The following is a 16,437-nucleotide window of genomic DNA, read 5'->3' as shown; positions in this document are numbered from 1 at the left end:
CCCGGATTAGCGAACAAGCCCAAGTTCGTGGCGTGGAGTTAACGCAAAAGAGCCCCGGCCTCTCGACCGGAGCTCTTTACATTTGCGTGCGCGAGGGGGGATTTGAACCCCCACACCCTTTCGGATACTGGCACCTGAAGCCAGCGCGTCTGCCGTTCCGCCACTCGCGCGCAACTTCTTTCACCCGGCGCCGGCCGGTTTCCCGGATCCGTTACCTTGTAAAAGCAGCGAGATCAAGCATAACGGAAGGTGGATGGAAAACACCAATTGGCCTCCGTCCGCCCACGCAAGGCCAGGCAACAGACCGAACTTTTGGAGGTACCCAGGCGTTGCTGATTAAGGTCATTCACAGCCCTGACCAGTAGTATCTGATGTAGGAGTGGCTGCTGCAGGCAGGCACACCGCCGACTTGCGAGCTGCACTGCGGGTGAAGTTCCGGAACGAAAACTGCCCCGCGGCTGAGGGGAAAGGAGAAGAACCATGGGTCTGCTGGACAAGGTTGAACGCGGCATTGAAAAGGCTGTCCGGGGCGTCTTCTCCACCGGCTCTCGCGCCCAGGTCGAACCCGTGGAGATCGCCAGCAGGCTGCGCCGCGAAGTGGACCACAAGGCCCTGACTGTGGCGGCCGGCCGGACACTCGCCCCAAACGTTTTCGACGTGCAGCTCAGCGATGACGACTTCAAACGGGCCCAGGAATGGGGCACCCCGCTGGCCGAAGAACTCTGCGACGTTGTCATCAACCACGTCCGCAGCCAGGGCTACACCCTTCAGGGCTCAGTACGGATTTCCTTCCGCCGGGACGCCGAGCTGCGTGCCGGCGACTTCGAGATCCTCTCCTCAACCGAGAAATCGAAGGGCGCATCCGCAGGCCAGCCACAACGTCCCAACGTGCCGGTGGCCCCCAGCCGGCAGCCGGCACGGCTTCAGCCCGTACTGGATATCGACGGCCAGCGTTACTCCCTGAACGCTCCATCCATCGTCCTTGGCAGGTCGTCCGAAGCCGACATCCATGTCGAAGACACAGGCGTTTCCCGCCGCCACCTGGAAATCCGCACGGCCAACGGGGTGACCAGCGCTGTGGACATGGGTTCCACCAACGGCAGCTACGTCAACGGACAGAAGGTATCGGGGAGCACCGAACTCACTGACGGCTCCACCATCACTATGGGACGGACAAAAATCATCTTCCGCCTTTTGCCTGCCAGCACTGGTGGCCGCCCATGAGCGATCTCACTATCACCGTCCTGCGGTTCGGCTTCCTCCTGCTCCTCTGGGTGCTGATCTTCAGCATCGTTTCAGCGATGCGGCGGGACCTCATGGTGGGCCGGAAGGCAGCCGCCGGCGCCCCCACCCAACGCCAGGTCCGCAGGAACCCGGAGCTTGCTGAAGCCCCTCCGCAGCCGGCGAAGCAGCAGGCGCACCAACTGGTCGTCGTCGAAGGACCGCTGAAGGGAACCACTCTTCCGCTGGCCGCCAGCCCCATCCTCCTGGGCCGCGCCCAGGAGGCCACCCTGGTCCTGGAGGACGACTACGCCTCCGGCCGCCACGCCAGGCTGTTCCCCCAAGGCAGCCGCTGGTTCATCGAGGACCTGGGGTCCACGAACGGAACCTACCTGGCGGACCAGCAACTTACCCGTGCCCTGCCGGTTGAGCCAGGGGTACCCGTGAGAATCGGCAAGACGGTCATCGAATTGAGGCCATAGCCGTGGCCGTCACGCAAACCCCCGCCAACGGGCCCCGGTCCGCGCAGCGGCCCCTCATCATGCGCTACGCCGCACGCTCCGACGTCGGCCGGATCCGTTCAAAGAACGACGACTCCGCCTACGTGGGACGGCACCTCGCCGTCGTCGCGGACGGCATGGGCGGCCACGCGGGCGGCGACGTAGCCTCCGCCGCCACCGTCCTGGACATGATCCACCTGGACCGCGGCGATTACGACGGCGACGCCGGCACCGTCCTCGCCGACGAAATCCAGACGGCCAATTCCCTGCTTTCCGAACTCGTGCACCAGAACCCCAAGCTGGCCGGGATGGGCACCACCGTCACTGCGCTCCTGCTGGCCGAGGGCAAGCTCTACTTCGCACATATCGGGGATTCCCGCGCCTACCTCCTGCGCGACGGCGAATTCAAGCAAGTCAGCGTGGACCACACCTTTGTCCAGCGCCTCATCGACGAAGGCCGGCTGCGGCCTGAGGAGGCCGAAAGCCACCCGCACAAAAACGTCCTGATGCGCGTCCTGGGCGATGTTGACGCCAGCCCGGAACTCGATCTCGACACCCTGGATGTCCGCCCCGGCGACCGCTGGCTGCTCTGCTCCGACGGGCTCAACTACGTTGCCGGCCACGCCGTGGAACGTACCGTCCGGGAGACCAAAGACCTCCGCGAATGCGTGGAAACCCTCGTGGACCTGACCCTCGAAGCCGGCTCCCCGGACAACGTCACGGTGGTCATGGTGGAAATCGTTGAGGAAACGCCCGACGACGTCAGCACAGCTGCCGTTGAAGTCGTCCCTTCCACAGCCATCGCCGCAGCCCCTGCCGCAGGAGTCGAACCGTCACCAGAGGCCGCCGCGGGGCCGAAGGCCCCGGCTGAGGGCACCAAAGCTCCCGGCAAGAACACGTCCGGCACCGAAAGCCCTGGCAAGGGCGCCGGCGCGGGCAATGAACCAGCGGCCAGCGCCAGTCCGGCCGCCGCCGGACCTTCCAAGGACGGCCATGGCACCCGGTCAGTGGAACCGGGCTCCACCGACCCGCACTTGGGCGAGCACCTGTCCGCTGAGGTCCTGCGGGATGAACTCGCCTCGCGCCCCCACGAACTCGTGGGTGCAGCTGCAGCGGCCGCAGAATCCGGATCCATTCCCACTATCGCCGGACGCACCGTGGCGCGGAGGGCAGCCACCCTCCTCACCCACCGGGCAGAACAGCCCGGCACCGAGGCTGATGACACCCTCGTGCCGCTTAAACCGCGGCGCTGGATTACCTGGGCGATCGCCGCATCGGTGCTGGTGGTCCTGACCGCGGGCCTCTGGCTCGGGTATGCCTGGACCCAGACCCGCTACTACGTCGGCGAGTACGACTCCCGCGTCGCCATCTTCAACGGCGTCTCCCAGCGCCTTGGCCCCATTGGACTCTCCAGCCTAGAAACCGTTACAGAAATCCGGATGGATTCCCTGCCCCAGTTCTCGCAGCAGCGGGTGCGCCAGACCGTGCCTGCCAATGACCTCTACGATGCCCAGCGCATCGTGAAGAACCTCGAACTCACCGGGACCACCTCCCCAGAGGAAGGGTGTCCAACAGCTTCCGCGTCGCCCGGAGCATCCGAGGCGGCGCCAGCCCCCACGGACCCGGCCGCTCCTGCACCGGCCCCGGAGGCCACCGCCACTCCGGCAAGCCCGTCCCCCAGCCCCACCGTCACCTGCAAGGCCGTCCCATGAGCCAGCTCAGCACCATTCCCAAGCCACGGCGGAACGTCGAACTCGCACTGCTCCTGCTGGCCCTGGCCGTGGGCATCGGCGCCAACATGCTGGTGGGCGTCGACCAGGAAAAGGCTTTCGATTCGGATTTCTGGTTCCAGTCCAGCCTCCTCGCCGTTGCCTCCCTGGTTTTCCATGGGGTCCTGCGCTTCCGCGCCAAGTATGCCGACCCGGTAATACTTCCGCTGGTGGTGGCCCTCAACGGACTCGGGCTGGCCATGATCCACCGCCTCGACGCGCCCGGTGATGACACCGGCAACAACCAGCTGCGCTGGACCCTCATTGCAATGGCGGTTGCGATCGCCGTCATCTGGCTGCTCAAGGACCACCGCGTCCTCCGCAGGTTCACCTTCATCTCCCTGGCGGCCAGCGCCGTCCTCCTTCTCCTGCCGCTGATCCCCGGGATCAGCGCGGGCGAGATCCTGGGCGCCCGCGTCTGGATCCGGCTCGGTCCCATGACGTTCCAGCCCGGCGAGGTCGCCAAGATCACCCTCGCCATATTCTTTGCTGGTTACCTTTCGTCCAACCGCGACCTGATCCTGCTGGCCGGCCGGAAAGTCGGTCCGCTGCAGTTCCCGCGGTTCAAGGACATGGGACCCATGATCACGGCCTGGCTGGTCAGCATCGGCGTGCTCATCTTCCAGCGGGACCTTGGTTCATCCGTGCTCTTCTTCGGCCTGTTCATCGTGATGATCTACGTGGCCACAAGCCGCATCAGCTGGGTAGTAATAGGCCTGGCCCTCATCTTTGGCGGCGGCTTCATTGCCGCCCAGGTCTTCTCCCACGTTGCGCTCCGCATCGACGGCTGGCTCAACGCCTTCACCCCGGAGGTCTACGACCGCTCACCGGGCGGAAGCGGCCAGATTGTCCAAGGCCTCTTCGGCATGGCCAACGGCGGACTGGTGGGAACCGGACTGGGGCAGGGCCGCCCGGACCTGGTCCCGTTCGCCAACAGCGACATGATCATCGCATCCCTTGGCGAGGAACTCGGCCTGGTGGGCCTGTTCGCCGTCGTCCTGATGTACCTGCTGCTGTTCACGCGGGGGTTCAGGGCCGCGCTGGGCACCCGGGACGCGTTCGGAAAGCTCCTTGCCTGCGGTCTCTCTTTCGCCGTGGCGCTGCAATGCTTCGTGGTGATCGGCGGGGTCACGCGGCTCATCCCCCTGACCGGCCTGACAACGCCGTTCCTGGCGGCCGGCGGTTCGTCGCTGCTTGCCAACTGGATCATTGTGGGCCTGCTCCTGATGATTTCCCATACAGCCCGCGGCCCGGTGGACACCACACCGCTGCGGCCGGGCGAGGCGGCAGATTCGATGGGCATTGATACTCCTACTGAGGCGGTGAAGCACTCGTGAACCAGGCAATACGGCATTCATGGGTGGCGGCCGTCGCCATGTTCGCCCTCATCTTCGGCGCCATCAGCTACGTCCAGGTGGTGGGCGCCGATGAGCTCAAGGCCAACCCGTGGAACCAGCGTGCCATCCTGCAGAACTACTGCAACGACCGCGGTGCCATCATCGTGGGGGGCACTCCGGTAGCAGAATCGGTCGAAGGCACGTCGGAGACCTGCAAGTTCCAGCGGACCTACCCGCAGCCGGAACTTTACGCGGGAATCACGGGATACTTCTCGCAGAATTTCGGTGCCACCGGCCTGGAACAGGCCATGGGTGAGGTACTCACGGGCAGCTCCGACCAGCTGTTCCTGGACCGCGTGGGCCAGCTCTTCCTGGGGAACCAGCCCAAGGGCGCGTCGGTGGAGCTCACCATTGACCCCGAAATCCAGCGGCTGGCGTACAGCCTGATCCCGGACGGGCAGCGCGGGTCCATCGTGGTCACCAATCCCAAAACCGGGGCCATCCTTGCCATGGTTTCCAAACCCTCCTACGATCCCAACCTGATCGCCATCCAGGACCCGAACGCAGAGACCGCCAACATCAACGAGCTGCTCAAGGTCCCGGGCATCAACCTGAACCAGAACGTCAGCGGGCCCACCGGGGAACTGCTGGCGCCGGGATCCGTCTACAAGCTGGTGGACACCGCCGCGGCGCTTGCATCAGGGAAGTACAACAAGGACAGCGTGCTCCCCAACCCGGCGGAAATGCCGTTCGAAGGAATCCAGTACAAACTTCCCAACTACGCTGGCGGCAACTGCTACACCCGGGACACTGCGGGCTTCGCTTTCGCACTGCAGCAGTCCTGCAACACCCCGTTCGCCAGCATTGCACTGGACCTGGGCCGGGACGCCATCGCAGAGCAGGCGAAAAAGTTCGGTTTCGGTGAGGACATGGGGGACCAGCTCAAGCTCGGGTATGCCCGGGGCAACGGCTTCCCGGATGACCTGGACGCACCCGGGCTGGCCCAGTCCGCCATTGGCCAGAAGGATGTCCGTGCCACACCGCTGCAGGTTGCGTTGATGACCGCGGCGATTGCCAACGACGGCGTCCAGATGAGGCCCACCCTGGTCAAGACCCTCCGCTCTCCGGACCTGCGGGTCATTGACGAACCCCAGCCCCAGCAGCTGCGGACCTCCACCACCCCGGATATTGCAAACCAGATCACCGAGTGGATGGTCAGTGCCGTCGGTGAGGGCATCGCCAACAGGGCAGCCGTTCCCGGCGTCCAGGTGGCCGGCAAGACGGGAACTGCGGAATTGGGGAACGGCACCAACAACTCCTGGTTTACCGGTTTTGCCCCCGCAAACAACCCGGAGGTGGGTGTCACGATCGTCATGGAAGGCGTGGACATCACCACGGGAGCCCAGCTAACCAGTCCGAACGCGAAGAGAATTTTTGAGGCGGTGTTGAATAAGTGAGGCCTACAACCGGAATCACCCTCGGCGGCAGATTCCAGCTGACCACGCGGATCGCGATCGGCGGCATGGGCGAAGTCTGGAAAGCGAAAGACCTCGTCCTGGGCCGCATCGTCGCCATCAAGGTGCTTAAGGAGGAGTACACCGGCGATCCCGGGTTCCTCCAGCGTTTCCGCGCCGAGGCCCGCCACACCGCGCTCCTGAACCACGTGGGCATCGCCAACGTCTTCGACTACGGCGAGGAGGAGGGTTCCGCCTACCTGGTCATGGAACTGGTCCCCGGCCAGCCCCTGAGCAACATCATTGAGCACGAGCAGGTCCTGTCCCCGGACCGCACTCTGTCCATCATTGCGCAGACCGCGCGGGCGCTGTCCGTTGCCCACGCACAGGGCCTGGTGCACCGTGACGTGAAGCCCGGCAACCTCCTGATCACCCCTGACGGACGGGTCAAGGTCACCGACTTCGGCATCGCCCGCCTGGCTGACCAGGTTCCCCTCACCCAGACCGGCCAGGTGATGGGCACCGCCCAGTACCTTGCTCCGGAGCAGGCCACCGGCCAGACTGCCACCGGTTCCTCGGACATCTATGCGCTCGGCGTCATCGGCTACGAGTGCCTGACCGGCCACCGTCCCTTCTCCGGCGAGTCCCAGATCGCCATCGCCCTGGCCCAGGTCAACGATGCCCCGCCGCCGCTGCCGGAATCCCTTCCCACCCCGGTGCGCGCCCTCCTGATGTCCATGCTGGCCAAGGATCCAAAGAACCGGCCGGAGAACGCCATCAAGCTGGCAGAGGCAGCCGAGGCCATCCGGAACGGCGATATCAGCGCCGCCCGGGCCGCTGTTCCCGGCATGCTCCTTTTTGACGCTGACAACACCGGCCCCATCACCGCTCCCGTGGACACCGCCACTGCGCCCACGGGCGTCATTGGTGCCCAGCGCGACAGTTCACCCACTCCCACTTCCGCTTTGCCGGTGCTGGGTGCGGGCGCAGCCGCGGGGGCTGCCGCCGCATCAGCGGCGGAGCCCGACGCTCCCCAGGGCGCACTCGCCCGGGCCAATGCCCTGGCCGCCGAGCGCAAGTGGGTCCCGGAAGAAACAACGTACGACGACGAGCCCGCCGATGAGCCGCAGCGGAAGGGCCGCAGTCCCTGGACCTGGCCGTTGATTGCCCTGATCCTGCTGCTCCTGTTCGCGTTGGTGGGTTTCTTCCTTAGCCAGCGCGGCATCCTCTTTCCCGTGAACGACCCCACCTCCGGGGCAACAACAAGCAGCCCGCAGAGCACCACCGCCAGCCCCACCAGGACCACGCAGTCGCCCACGCCCACGGCCACCCGCACGCCCACACCCACCCAGGAAACGGTCAATGTCATCCCGGCCGCCTACCTCGGGCAGGACTACCGCAAGGTGCAGGCGGAGCTTGCCGGGCTCGGGCTGGCCGTCACCGTGATTCCGCAGGAGAGTACCGCGGATGGCCCGGGCAAGGTCATAGAATTGAATCCCACGGGCCTGGTGCCCCAGGGCTCGCCCATTACGGTGGTCTATGCCGTAGCGCCGCCGGCACCCACCACGTCTGCTCCCGCACCGGCCCCGTCAGCCACCACGTCTGCGGTGGCGGCGCCCACCGTGGCATCGCCCCTGCCCGCCTGCACCGCCGGCCAACTGCCCGGTGCCCCGCCAACCTGCAAGCCGTAACCGCCAGGACAGCCAGTGAACGAGTCAGCGCGCACACCGTTGCACCGCGAGGACAGCCTCCCGGTGGATAACCGCCGTGTCCTCAGCGGCCGGTACGAACTGGGCGGCCTGATCGGCCGCGGAGGCATGGCGGACGTCTACCGGGGAGTGGACACCCGGTTGGGGCGGACCGTGGCCGTAAAACTGCTTCGGCCGGACATGGCTCGTGACCCGCAGTTCCAGGCCAGGTTCAAGCGTGAAGCCCAGGCGGTCGCCTCCCTCAACCATTCCTCCATCGTTGCCATTTACGACACCGGTGAACACCTGGTCCACGATGGCTCGGAGGACAACGTCCGGGTGCCGTATATCGTGATGGAGTTCGTGGAGGGCAAGACCATCCGCGACCTGATTCGTGCGCATGACGTCACCATTGACCAGGCAATCGACTATTGCCTGGGCGTCCTCGGAGCCCTCGAATACAGCCACAAGGCCGGTATCGTGCACCGGGACATCAAGCCGGCCAACGTCATGTACTGCGAAAACACCAACTCGGTGAAGGTGATGGACTTCGGCATCGCCCGCGCCATCGCCGACTCTTCAGCCACCATGACGCAGACACAGGCCGTGGTGGGTACCGCGCAGTACCTCTCTCCCGAGCAGGCCCGCGGCGAAACAGTTGACGCCCGCAGTGACCTGTATTCCGCTGCCTGCCTGTTGTACGAAATGCTCACGTCCAGGCCGCCGTTCGTCGGTGACAGCCCAGTGTCCGTGGCCTACCAGCATGTCCGGGAGATTCCCGAGCCTCCCAGCAGCCTCAACCCCGATGTGAATCCTGCCCTGGACAGTGTGCTGGCGAAGGCGCTGCAAAAGAACCGGGATGACCGGTTCCAGGATGCTGCGGCATTCCGGCGTGCCCTGCGCGCTGCACGGTCCGGCGTGCCGATCCCGGCGGTCCCGGCCTCCGAAGCGCCCACGGACCCCAATGACCACGTCCCGTCGCCGGCCACCGAGGCCTTCCCGGCCACGGGGGCAGGCTTCCTCTACGACGCACCTACCGGCCGGCTGTCGGCGGCTATCCCCGCCTCTGCCGAGGACCACGAAACCATGGTTCCCTTGGTGGCCGGCGTCGATGACTATCGGTCAGCTGATGCGTTGCCGCTGGGCCTGACTCCGGAACGTGAGCGGAGCCCGCGGCAGAAGTCACGCCGTCGTGCGTGGATTGGCACGCTGGTGGTCTTCACGCTCCTCGTCCTGGCAGGCGGCGCGCTCTGGCTCTACAGCATTATCAACCGCCCTGCTCCGGCAGCGCCCAAGATCACGGTGCCGGCAGTGGCCGCCATGACAGAATCGGCGGCGCTGCAGGAACTGTATAACGCGGAACTCCGGCCCCGGATTGTCCGGTCGCAGCACGACACCGTTGCCAAGGGTACGGCGATCGGCACCGATCCCGCGTCCGGCGCCTCGCTGGACCCCGGCGCCGAGGTGATCCTCAACATTTCAGAGGGCCCCAGCGCCGTCATGATCCCTGAGAGCCTTCCAGGCAAAACAGAGGCGGCAGCCAGGGATATCCTGCGTCAAAGCGGACTGGTAGGGGCCCCTTCCACCACCACGGCAAACAGCGCCACCGTGCCTGCCGGAATTGTGATCACCACAAGCCCCGCCCCCGGCCAGAAGGTGGGCGTCGGGACCAGCGTTGAACTGGTGGTGTCCACCGGCAAGGTCGCTGTCCCTGAACTCCGTGGTCGCACCCGCGAAGAGGCAGAGGCGGCGTTGAAGGAACTGAGCCTGGTGCCCAACGTCGTTGAGGCCGAGAATGCCCAGGTTGAGCCGGGCAGGGTGACGGATCAAAGCGAGCCCGTGAACGCGGCCGTGGAACAGGGCAAGACCGTCACCATCGTGGTGGCCAAAGCCCCGCCGCCCCCGCCTAGCCCCACACCCACGGCTACTCCGAGCCCGACCTCCACCAAAAAGGGCTAAGCCCGGCACCGCGCTGGTTCAGTGCTGGTTCAGTGCTGGATAAGCGGGCTCAGTTTGGCTGCGCGGGCAGCCGCGCCCTTCATTCCCAGGGACTCAAGCCAGTTGCCCAGCATCTGGTAGCCGCCCTCAGTGAGTACGGACTCCGGGTGGAACTGCACGCCGCACAGGGGTGCCGTCCGGTGCTGGAGGCCCATCACCACACCCGTTGCTGTCTCAGCCGTGATCTCCAGGACGTCAGGGATGGATTCCCGCACGGCTGCCAGCGAGTGGTACCGCGTGGCGGTGACGGGGGAGGGGAGTCCGGCAAACACGCTGGTGCCGATGTGCTGCACCAGGGATGTTTTGCCGTGCATGAGTTCGGGGGCGTGTGTCACCTTGCCGCCGAAGGCCTCGGCAAGCGCCTGGTGGCCCAGGCAGACGCCGAACATGGGCACGCTGTTCTCGCCGCACCACTTGATCAGCTCTATGCAGACTCCGGCTTCGGCAGGGTTTCCGGGGCCGGGTGAGATCAGTACGCCATCACGGGTGCTGGCCAGTTCGATGGCCTCCGCCAAGGTGACGTCGTCATTGCGGACAACGGTGGTTTCGGCGCCGAGTTCCTGGAGGTAGCCCACCAGGGTGTAGACAAAGCTGTCGTAGTTATCCACCACGAGGATCTTGGTTGTGGTCATGGCTGGCTTGCTGAACCAATCGTTGAGTCGGTGAACTGGGTGTAGTGGGACATCCAGGGGAAAAGGAACTGAACCATCAATACCAGTGCGGCGGCAATGAGCACCAATGAGGTGACAATCCGCAGCCAGAGCGGCCCGGGTAGGTGGCGGAAAATCCAGCCGTACATGTTTAGCCCTTTCCGATCGCCAAAGCCACCTGGTCCGCGATTTCCGCGGGCGGACCAGCAGAAGCAGGGCGCCAACTATCCAGCAGCGCGTAGGCGATGATACGTTCTTCAGCGCCGAAGCGCGGGTTGCAGCTTGTCATGGTCAGGTATCTTTCGGTGGGGGTGACCCCAGGACGCGTCGGCACCGGTTCCAGGACGTCGGTGCGCGACGGCATGACGATCTGGTTGTTCCGGAAGACGTAAACGTAATAACCGTCTTTCGTCTGGACGTAGATCTTGTCCCCGGGAACCAGCGTGTGGATGTTGTCCAGGACGGCGCCATGCGTCTGGCGGTGCCCCGCTACGGCGAAGTTGCCCACCGCGCCGGGCATGGCCGTGTTCCCGTAATGTCCCAGGCCCAGGGTGTCGAGCACATCGCTGGTGGTTCCCTGGACGATCGGGCGCGTGTAGTTCGCCCCGAACCGGGGAATGTACATGATGCCGATCGTGCTCGCATGGGCCGGCGCGGCGGCCACTGCGGGCTCGCCGAAGTTTTCTCCAGCGGCAGGAGGATCTGCGGCGGCCGGCGCGGAAGGGGCGGCGGCGGCAATGTCCTGCGCGAATTCCTTGATCACTTCGCTCTGCCTGGCGTCTGATTCCACGTTGGTCCACCACAGCTGCCAGGCCACAAACAGCAGGAGGATGATGCCGGCGGTGATGAGCAGTTCACCAACAACCTGGACCGTCCCGCGCAGTATGACGACGCCGGCAGGCGGCGCAGCAGCTTGCCTTGCCTTCTCCTGCAATACCACGCGTTCTCCTCCGGGCAGTTCAGACGGGCACCGGCGGCCCCTGAACTACGGCTAGAATTGGCTGCTAGTAAGAATCCAAATTTGACCAAGATCGCGCAGACCGCTGGCAATTTCCTTCTTGCAGGATACCAAGGCCGGAACACCGATCTTGCCTCAGCCCGCCAAGGAGAGCCAGTGCCCGAGTCAAAGCCGCGCAAGAAGACCGCCAGCACCCCGCAGCAGGCAGCTTCCCAGGCGTACAAGCCCAACCCGGTTTGGTTCAAGCCCGTTATGTTCGGCCTGATGATCATCGGCCTCTTCTGGATCATCACGTTCTACATCAGCGAGGGCCGCTTTCCCGTGCAGGCCTGGGAATCGTGGAACATCGTGGCCGGGTTCGGCATCGCCATCGTAGGCTTCCTCATGACCACCCGCTGGCGCTCCTAGACCCTTTCTGGACGGGGTCCACTCCCGGACGGCCGGCCCGGCAGGTAATCCCTAAAGGAGAAAAGCGTGACTCCTGACGCTGCTGGTGTCCTCGTGGGTGATGACGGCCTGGCCCGCCCCGCTTGGGCATCTACGGACCCGCTTATGCGGGACTACTACGACACCGAGTGGGGCCTGCCGGTCAGGGACGAACAAGGACTCTACGAACGCATCTGCCTGGAGGGCTTCCAGGCAGGACTTTCCTGGGCCACCATCCTGCGCAAACGCCCCGCGTTCCGTGCTGCCTTCGCCGGTTTCAACCCTGATGCGGTTGCGCAGTTCACCGACGGCGACGTTGCGCGGCTCATGCAGGACGCAGGCATCGTCCGGAACCGGTTGAAAATCTGCGCCGCCATCACTAACGCCCAAGCCACCCTCGCACTGCGCCGGGACGGCGGGCTGGTGGACTTCGTGTGGCAGTTCCAGCCCGTTTCCACTCCGCACCCCGCGGTCCATGCGGATATCCCCACGCAGTCGGCTGAATCCATTGCGCTCTCCAAGGCCCTGAGGAAGAAGGGGTTCTCCTTCGTCGGTCCCACCACCATGTTCGCCCTGATGGAAGCGATCGGAATGGTGGACACCCACCTGGTGGGAAGCCACCGGCGAGGGTCCTCCGGAATCTGGCCCGCTCCGTCCCGCTGAGCGCCCTGTTTATCCCCAGCTGTTGGGAAAGTTATCCACAATGGGGATAACCGACGGCCTCACCCGCCGCCTGTGGGCGCGGCCGCCTTCCACAGGGCTCCCACGGCCAATCCGGCACCGGACATGCGGTTGTTAACAGTGTGGAATACCTGTGGATAATCCCGAGGATGGGCAGGCAGCGCCTACCGCTCACGCCGAACCGGATGGTGGCTGGTGATGGAAATCCGGTTGAATGCGTTCATCGTGATGGCCAGCCAGCTCACCACGGAGAACTCTTCCTCAGTGAGGCGCTCCCGGGCGTAGGCTTCTTCATGCTCCTGTGGACCGTGGCCCGGCAGTTCCGTGATGCTCTCGGCCAGCGCCAGGGCAGCACGTTCCTTCTCCGTGAAAAGTGCTGTGTCGCGCCATGCAGGCAGTACCGCCAGCCTCTGCGGTGTCTCGCCCGCCTCGACCGCTTCCCTGACATGGAGGTCCAGGCAGAAGGCGCAGCCGTTCAGCTGCGAAATCCGCACATTAAGCAATTCCACGGTCCGGACCTCGATACCGGCCTCCTGGGCCGCCTCCTTGACCTTGAGCCCCAGTCCGTTCAGCGCCCGCCACAACGCAGGATGCTGCTTGTCCAAGAAGACGTGCTTGGTAACGGCGGTCATGGATTCTCCTGTCGGCAGCGGGCTTGGGCGCAATAGGTAGGCACCTGAAGCTTATCCACTTACCAACATCGGGATACCCACAAGTTATCCACAGGTGTGGAAACAGGCTGGGGCCAGTGGCGCGATCGGCGGCCCGCACGTTGCGATGCAGCGGGACAAACAGCGCCTAACTACACAGCTGTTCTTTACTAACAGTGTGCATAACCATGTTGATAGGACGCCCTGGCCCCGGGTAAAGCCAGAAACGCCGGCGGCTTTTCAGGGGTTTATCCACAGGACCGGTTTTCGGGGGCCGGTTGTCCACTTAAGCACACCCCTATCCCCAATAGTTATCCACTGATGTGGAGAAGGGCGGGCACGATCCGGCGAATTCCCTGCCACTGCGCGGTAGCGGCACTGCCGAACGATGAACTACAGGCATGTAAGTTACCAACAATGTGGATAAGTGCTGTGGATAAAGCGGAATCCCCGGGGTCCTTTCGGACGCCGGGGATTCTGGTCAGTTCGGTCTCGCAGCAGTGGCAACAGGCTAGACGGAAATCCTCACCCAGCTGACGGCTATCAACAGGGCCAGAACGGCCACCAGTCCCGCGGCCTGGAGGAGGCCCTGCCGGGGGCCGCGGGGAGTGTAGGCGAGGACTGCCGCACACAGCACGCCCGTGATGAGTCCGCCCAAGTGGGCCTGCCAGGCAATCTGGGGAATCAGGAATCCGATGACTCCATTGATCGCAATGAGGACCCACAGCTGCCGGGTGTCTCCACCGCGGTGGCGCTGGACCAGCAGCATGGCGCCGAACAGGCCGAAGATGGCACCGGAAGCACCCACTACTCCCACCAGCCCCTGTCCGGGCACCAGGACCGGGTTCAGGAGCAGGTAGCCGACGGAGCCTCCCACGGCCGACAACAGATACAGGGCCAGGAAGCGCATGCGGCCCAGGAGCGGCTCCAAGGCCTGGCCGAAGATCCACAGCGTGTACATGTTCAACAGGATGTGCAGCAGTGAATCGGGAGAATGCAGGAAGGCTGCGGTCAGCATGCGCCACGGCTCGAACGCCCCGTACTGGGGGGTGGCAAAGACATTGTTGTAGGCGAACTGTTCGTAAACCGCCTGGCCCGGGACGACCCACTGCAGCGCGTACACCACAGCGCACACGGCGATGATTCCGAGCGTCACCAAAGGCTTGCCGGCAGCTGCGGCGCCGCCATAGACCGTCCGCACCTCCGGCGTCGAACGTTTTGTTTCATTGACGCAGTCAATGCATTGGAATCCGACGGCGGCCGCCCGCTGGCAGTCAGGGCAGGCGGGGCGCCCGCAACGCTGGCAGCGCACATAGGAGGGCCGGTCCGGGTGCCGCGGGCATACCGGAACCTGCGCGGACGGCTCGGCCGACGGAATTCCGTAACTCATGGTTCGGTGTTACAGCTGTTCGATGTCGATGCTGTTGATGGTGACGTCCTCCACGGGACGGTCACCCATGCCGGTGCGGACGCCTTCGATAGCGTCAACAACCTTCCTGGATTCCTCGTCAGCCACTTCGCCGAAGATGGTGTGCTTACCCTGGAGCCAGTCCGTGGGAATGGTGGTGATGAAGAACTGGGAACCGTTGGTGCCCTTGCCCATCTGGATGCCGGCGTTGGCCATGGCCAGCTTGTAGGGCTGGTTGAAGCTGAGCTCGGGGTGGATTTCATCGTCAAAGCGGTAGCCCGGTCCGCCCGTTCCGCGGCCCAGCGGATCGCCGGCCTGGATCATGAAGTCCTTGATGATGCGGTGGAAGATGGTCCCGTTGTACAGCGGGGTGCCGGTCTTGTCCTCGCCCGTCTCCGGGTGGGTCCACGCCTGCTCGCCGGTGGCAAGGCCTACGAAGTTCTTGACGGTCTTGGGCGCGTGGTTGCCGAAGAGGTTCACGGCGATGTCGCCGAGGCTCGTGTGGATGGTTGCTTTTGCAGTTGCGATGGCAGTCATAGCCCCCATTCTTCCACGGCCCATGCGGGCCGTTGCGGCTGCGGCGGCAGTTCCGCGCTGGGTGAAATCCGCCGAAAATCCGCGGTGGGAATAGCCGGTGAACACCAAGCAACGTAGGCTAACCACAGAACCGTCACCTAATCGGGAGGTAGTTGTGAAGAAGTCGGACCGTATTGCCCGTGACCTTGAGCTGCAAGTCGCCAGCGCCGTAGAGAACGCCAGGGATTGGGCAACCCCCCGTGTGGAAGCAGCTGTTGACCGTCTCCAGCACGGCCTGGACACCGCATCCCCAAAGATCCAGGAAGGCCTGAAGTACGCTGCCCACAATCTGGCGGACGGCGTAGCCACTGTGACCCCCCGTATCCAGGACGGCCTTGCGCAGCTCGCGCCCAAGATCAACGACGCCGTGGAAGGCGCCTCACCCCGCCTGCATGATGCCCTGGACAAGGCCACGCCGGTGATCCTCAACGCCCGCGACCGGGTTGTTGTTGAATACCTGCCGCGTCTGTCAGACCAGATCGGCCACGCCTCGGAGGCCGTGCACCGCACCCTGGAGAGCACTCCCGCCCACGTTGATGCCGTCGCGCAGAAGCTTGGGGACGTGGGAATCATCCATGCCCTCCAGGAGCAGGCACAGGCCACCGGCACCCAGCTCAAGGCAGCCGCAACGGAGGCTGGCCGCACCGTAGGCATCCAGCTTGCCGAGCCGGAGAAGCCGAAGAAGCGCGGCTGGCTTGTCTTCGGCGTCATCGCGGCGGCCGTTGCGGCCGCAGTCGCTGCCTGGAAGGCGTCCAAGCCGGTCGAGGATCCGTGGAAGACCCCGTCCCCGGTGACACCCACGCCTGCACCGGTTCCGGCCACCACAGTGAACGAGGTCCAGGAAAAGGCGGCCGACACCGCCGAACCTTTGGCAACACCGGTTTCCTCCCCGGCCGAAGCCACGGCGGACAAGGCCGAGGACGCCGGGGAAAAGGCAAAGCACGTGGCGGAAGATGCTTCGGAAAGCGCTCCGGCTCCGGCCACCGATGCCAAGACTGCCACCAAGAACATCGCGTCCAACATCAGCAACGGGAACAAAGGCACTACCCAGTCCTGATGAGCAATCCGCTGTGTCGTCCGGCCAAGGCCGGAGAGCTCAGCCGAGAAGGGCTCCGCCGCAG

At 64.8% G+C, this 16,437-nt stretch carries 16 protein-coding genes and 1 tRNA gene; 10 read left to right on the top strand and 7 right to left on the bottom strand.

Going from position 1 to position 16,437, the window contains the following annotated elements; all coding sequences use genetic code 11:
• Positions 1–87 precede the first annotated feature (87 nt).
• Positions 88–170: transfer RNA gene (locus tag Q9R30_RS15055), tRNA-Leu, on the bottom strand.
• A 310-nt stretch (positions 171–480) separates the two neighbouring features.
• Between Q9R30_RS15055 and Q9R30_RS15050 the strand changes: the two genes are divergently transcribed.
• Genes Q9R30_RS15050 through pknB form a run of 7 tightly spaced genes read left to right on the top strand, consistent with a single transcriptional unit; the run spans position 481 to position 9,928 of the window.
• The gene (locus Q9R30_RS15050; protein WP_311218067.1) at positions 481–1,224 is read left to right on the top strand and encodes a DUF3662 and FHA domain-containing protein; all 744 of its coding nucleotides are present in this window, start codon (positions 481–483) and stop codon (positions 1,222–1,224) included.
• The gene (locus tag Q9R30_RS15045) at positions 1,221–1,703 is read left to right on the top strand and encodes an FHA domain-containing protein (protein WP_104996267.1); all 483 of its coding nucleotides are present in this window, start codon (positions 1,221–1,223) and stop codon (positions 1,701–1,703) included. Before Q9R30_RS15050 ends, Q9R30_RS15045 begins: the two co-directional genes overlap by 4 nt.
• Positions 1,704–1,705: 2 nt before the next feature.
• Positions 1,706–3,433: a PP2C family protein-serine/threonine phosphatase gene (locus tag Q9R30_RS15040; protein ID WP_396136735.1), complete on the top strand. Its 1,728-nt coding sequence runs from the start codon at positions 1,706–1,708 to the stop codon at positions 3,431–3,433.
• Complete coding sequence (locus Q9R30_RS15035) at positions 3,430–4,827, top strand: FtsW/RodA/SpoVE family cell cycle protein (protein WP_104996266.1); 1,398 nt, start codon at positions 3,430–3,432, stop codon at positions 4,825–4,827. The genes Q9R30_RS15040 and Q9R30_RS15035 overlap by 4 nt, the downstream gene beginning before the upstream one ends.
• Entirely contained in the window at positions 4,824–6,284 is a 1,461-nt protein-coding gene (locus Q9R30_RS15030; RefSeq protein WP_311218066.1) for a penicillin-binding protein 2, read from the top strand. Before Q9R30_RS15035 ends, Q9R30_RS15030 begins: the two co-directional genes overlap by 4 nt.
• A complete protein-coding gene (locus Q9R30_RS15025) occupies positions 6,281–7,972 on the top strand; it encodes a serine/threonine-protein kinase (protein WP_104996264.1) in 1,692 nt (563 codons plus the stop codon). The genes Q9R30_RS15030 and Q9R30_RS15025 overlap by 4 nt, the downstream gene beginning before the upstream one ends.
• 15 nt (positions 7,973–7,987) lie before the next feature.
• Positions 7,988–9,928 carry a Stk1 family PASTA domain-containing Ser/Thr kinase gene (gene pknB, locus Q9R30_RS15020; RefSeq protein ID WP_311218065.1) on the top strand — a complete coding sequence of 647 codons (1,941 nt, stop codon included), beginning with the start codon at positions 7,988–7,990 and terminating at the stop codon, positions 9,926–9,928.
• Between the two features lie 29 nt (positions 9,929–9,957).
• Here pknB and Q9R30_RS15015 read toward each other — a convergent pair whose 3' ends face one another.
• From Q9R30_RS15015 to Q9R30_RS15005, 3 genes are read right to left on the bottom strand one after another with little or no spacing between them, the layout of a single operon-like run.
• Complete coding sequence (locus Q9R30_RS15015; RefSeq protein WP_104996262.1) at positions 9,958–10,599, bottom strand: aminodeoxychorismate/anthranilate synthase component II; 642 nt, start codon at positions 10,597–10,599, stop codon at positions 9,958–9,960.
• Positions 10,596–10,766 (bottom strand): hypothetical protein, encoded by a 171-nt coding sequence (locus Q9R30_RS15010; protein ID WP_199775299.1) that lies wholly within the window; start codon positions 10,764–10,766, stop codon positions 10,596–10,598. The genes Q9R30_RS15015 and Q9R30_RS15010 overlap by 4 nt, the downstream gene beginning before the upstream one ends.
• Before the next feature lie 2 nt (positions 10,767–10,768).
• Positions 10,769–11,557: a class E sortase gene (locus Q9R30_RS15005; protein WP_311218064.1), complete on the bottom strand. Its 789-nt coding sequence runs from the start codon at positions 11,555–11,557 to the stop codon at positions 10,769–10,771.
• Between the two features lie 174 nt (positions 11,558–11,731).
• Between Q9R30_RS15005 and Q9R30_RS15000 the strand changes: the two genes are divergently transcribed.
• Positions 11,732–11,983: a cell division protein CrgA gene (locus Q9R30_RS15000; RefSeq protein WP_104999544.1), complete on the top strand. Its 252-nt coding sequence runs from the start codon at positions 11,732–11,734 to the stop codon at positions 11,981–11,983.
• A gap of 66 nt (positions 11,984–12,049) precedes the next feature.
• Positions 12,050–12,664 carry a DNA-3-methyladenine glycosylase I gene (locus tag Q9R30_RS14995; RefSeq protein ID WP_104996260.1) on the top strand — a complete coding sequence of 205 codons (615 nt, stop codon included), beginning with the start codon at positions 12,050–12,052 and terminating at the stop codon, positions 12,662–12,664.
• 182 nt (positions 12,665–12,846) lie between these two features.
• Here the strand turns inward: Q9R30_RS14995 and Q9R30_RS14990 are convergent, their stop codons facing one another.
• The 3 genes from Q9R30_RS14990 to Q9R30_RS14980 all read right to left on the bottom strand — a co-directional run bounded on the left by Q9R30_RS14990 (position 12,847) and on the right by Q9R30_RS14980 (position 15,277).
• Positions 12,847–13,314, bottom strand: coding sequence for a carboxymuconolactone decarboxylase family protein (locus Q9R30_RS14990; protein ID WP_311218063.1), 468 nt, complete (start codon positions 13,312–13,314; stop codon positions 12,847–12,849).
• Positions 13,315–13,843: 529 nt separating this feature from the next.
• Complete coding sequence (locus tag Q9R30_RS14985; protein ID WP_311218062.1) at positions 13,844–14,722, bottom strand: rhomboid family intramembrane serine protease; 879 nt, start codon at positions 14,720–14,722, stop codon at positions 13,844–13,846.
• A 9-nt stretch (positions 14,723–14,731) separates the two neighbouring features.
• Positions 14,732–15,277 carry a peptidylprolyl isomerase gene (locus Q9R30_RS14980; RefSeq protein WP_311218061.1) on the bottom strand — a complete coding sequence of 182 codons (546 nt, stop codon included), beginning with the start codon at positions 15,275–15,277 and terminating at the stop codon, positions 14,732–14,734.
• A gap of 154 nt (positions 15,278–15,431) precedes the next feature.
• On the opposite strand from Q9R30_RS14980, the gene Q9R30_RS14975 reads away from it, so the two are divergent.
• Positions 15,432–16,373: a hypothetical protein gene (locus Q9R30_RS14975; RefSeq protein ID WP_311218060.1), complete on the top strand. Its 942-nt coding sequence runs from the start codon at positions 15,432–15,434 to the stop codon at positions 16,371–16,373.
• Positions 16,374–16,437 lie beyond the last annotated feature (64 nt).

This window comes from Arthrobacter sp. AB6 (assembly GCF_031844545.1).
Classification (GTDB): domain Bacteria; phylum Actinomycetota; class Actinomycetes; order Actinomycetales; family Micrococcaceae; genus Arthrobacter.
Note: the sequence above shows the minus strand (reverse complement) of the source record. Positions and strands in the feature narration are given on the sequence as shown.

Excerpts from the sequence above, each read along its gene's own strand:
- Q9R30_RS15050 (WP_311218067.1), top strand. The coding sequence starts at position 481 with ATGGGTCTGCTGGACAAGGTTGAACGCGGCATTGAAAAGGCTGTCCGG.
- Q9R30_RS15045 (WP_104996267.1), top strand. The coding sequence starts at position 1,221 with ATGAGCGATCTCACTATCACCGTCCTGCGGTTCGGCTTCCTCCTGCTC.
- Q9R30_RS15035 (WP_104996266.1), top strand. The coding sequence starts at position 3,430 with ATGAGCCAGCTCAGCACCATTCCCAAGCCACGGCGGAACGTCGAACTC.
- Q9R30_RS15015 (WP_104996262.1), bottom strand. The coding sequence starts at position 10,599 with ATGACCACAACCAAGATCCTCGTGGTGGATAACTACGACAGCTTTGTC.
- Q9R30_RS15010 (WP_199775299.1), bottom strand. The coding sequence starts at position 10,766 with ATGTACGGCTGGATTTTCCGCCACCTACCCGGGCCGCTCTGGCTGCGG.
- Q9R30_RS14990 (WP_311218063.1), bottom strand. The coding sequence starts at position 13,314 with ATGACCGCCGTTACCAAGCACGTCTTCTTGGACAAGCAGCATCCTGCG.
- Q9R30_RS14985 (WP_311218062.1), bottom strand. The coding sequence starts at position 14,722 with ATGAGTTACGGAATTCCGTCGGCCGAGCCGTCCGCGCAGGTTCCGGTA.
- Q9R30_RS14980 (WP_311218061.1), bottom strand. The coding sequence starts at position 15,277 with ATGACTGCCATCGCAACTGCAAAAGCAACCATCCACACGAGCCTCGGC.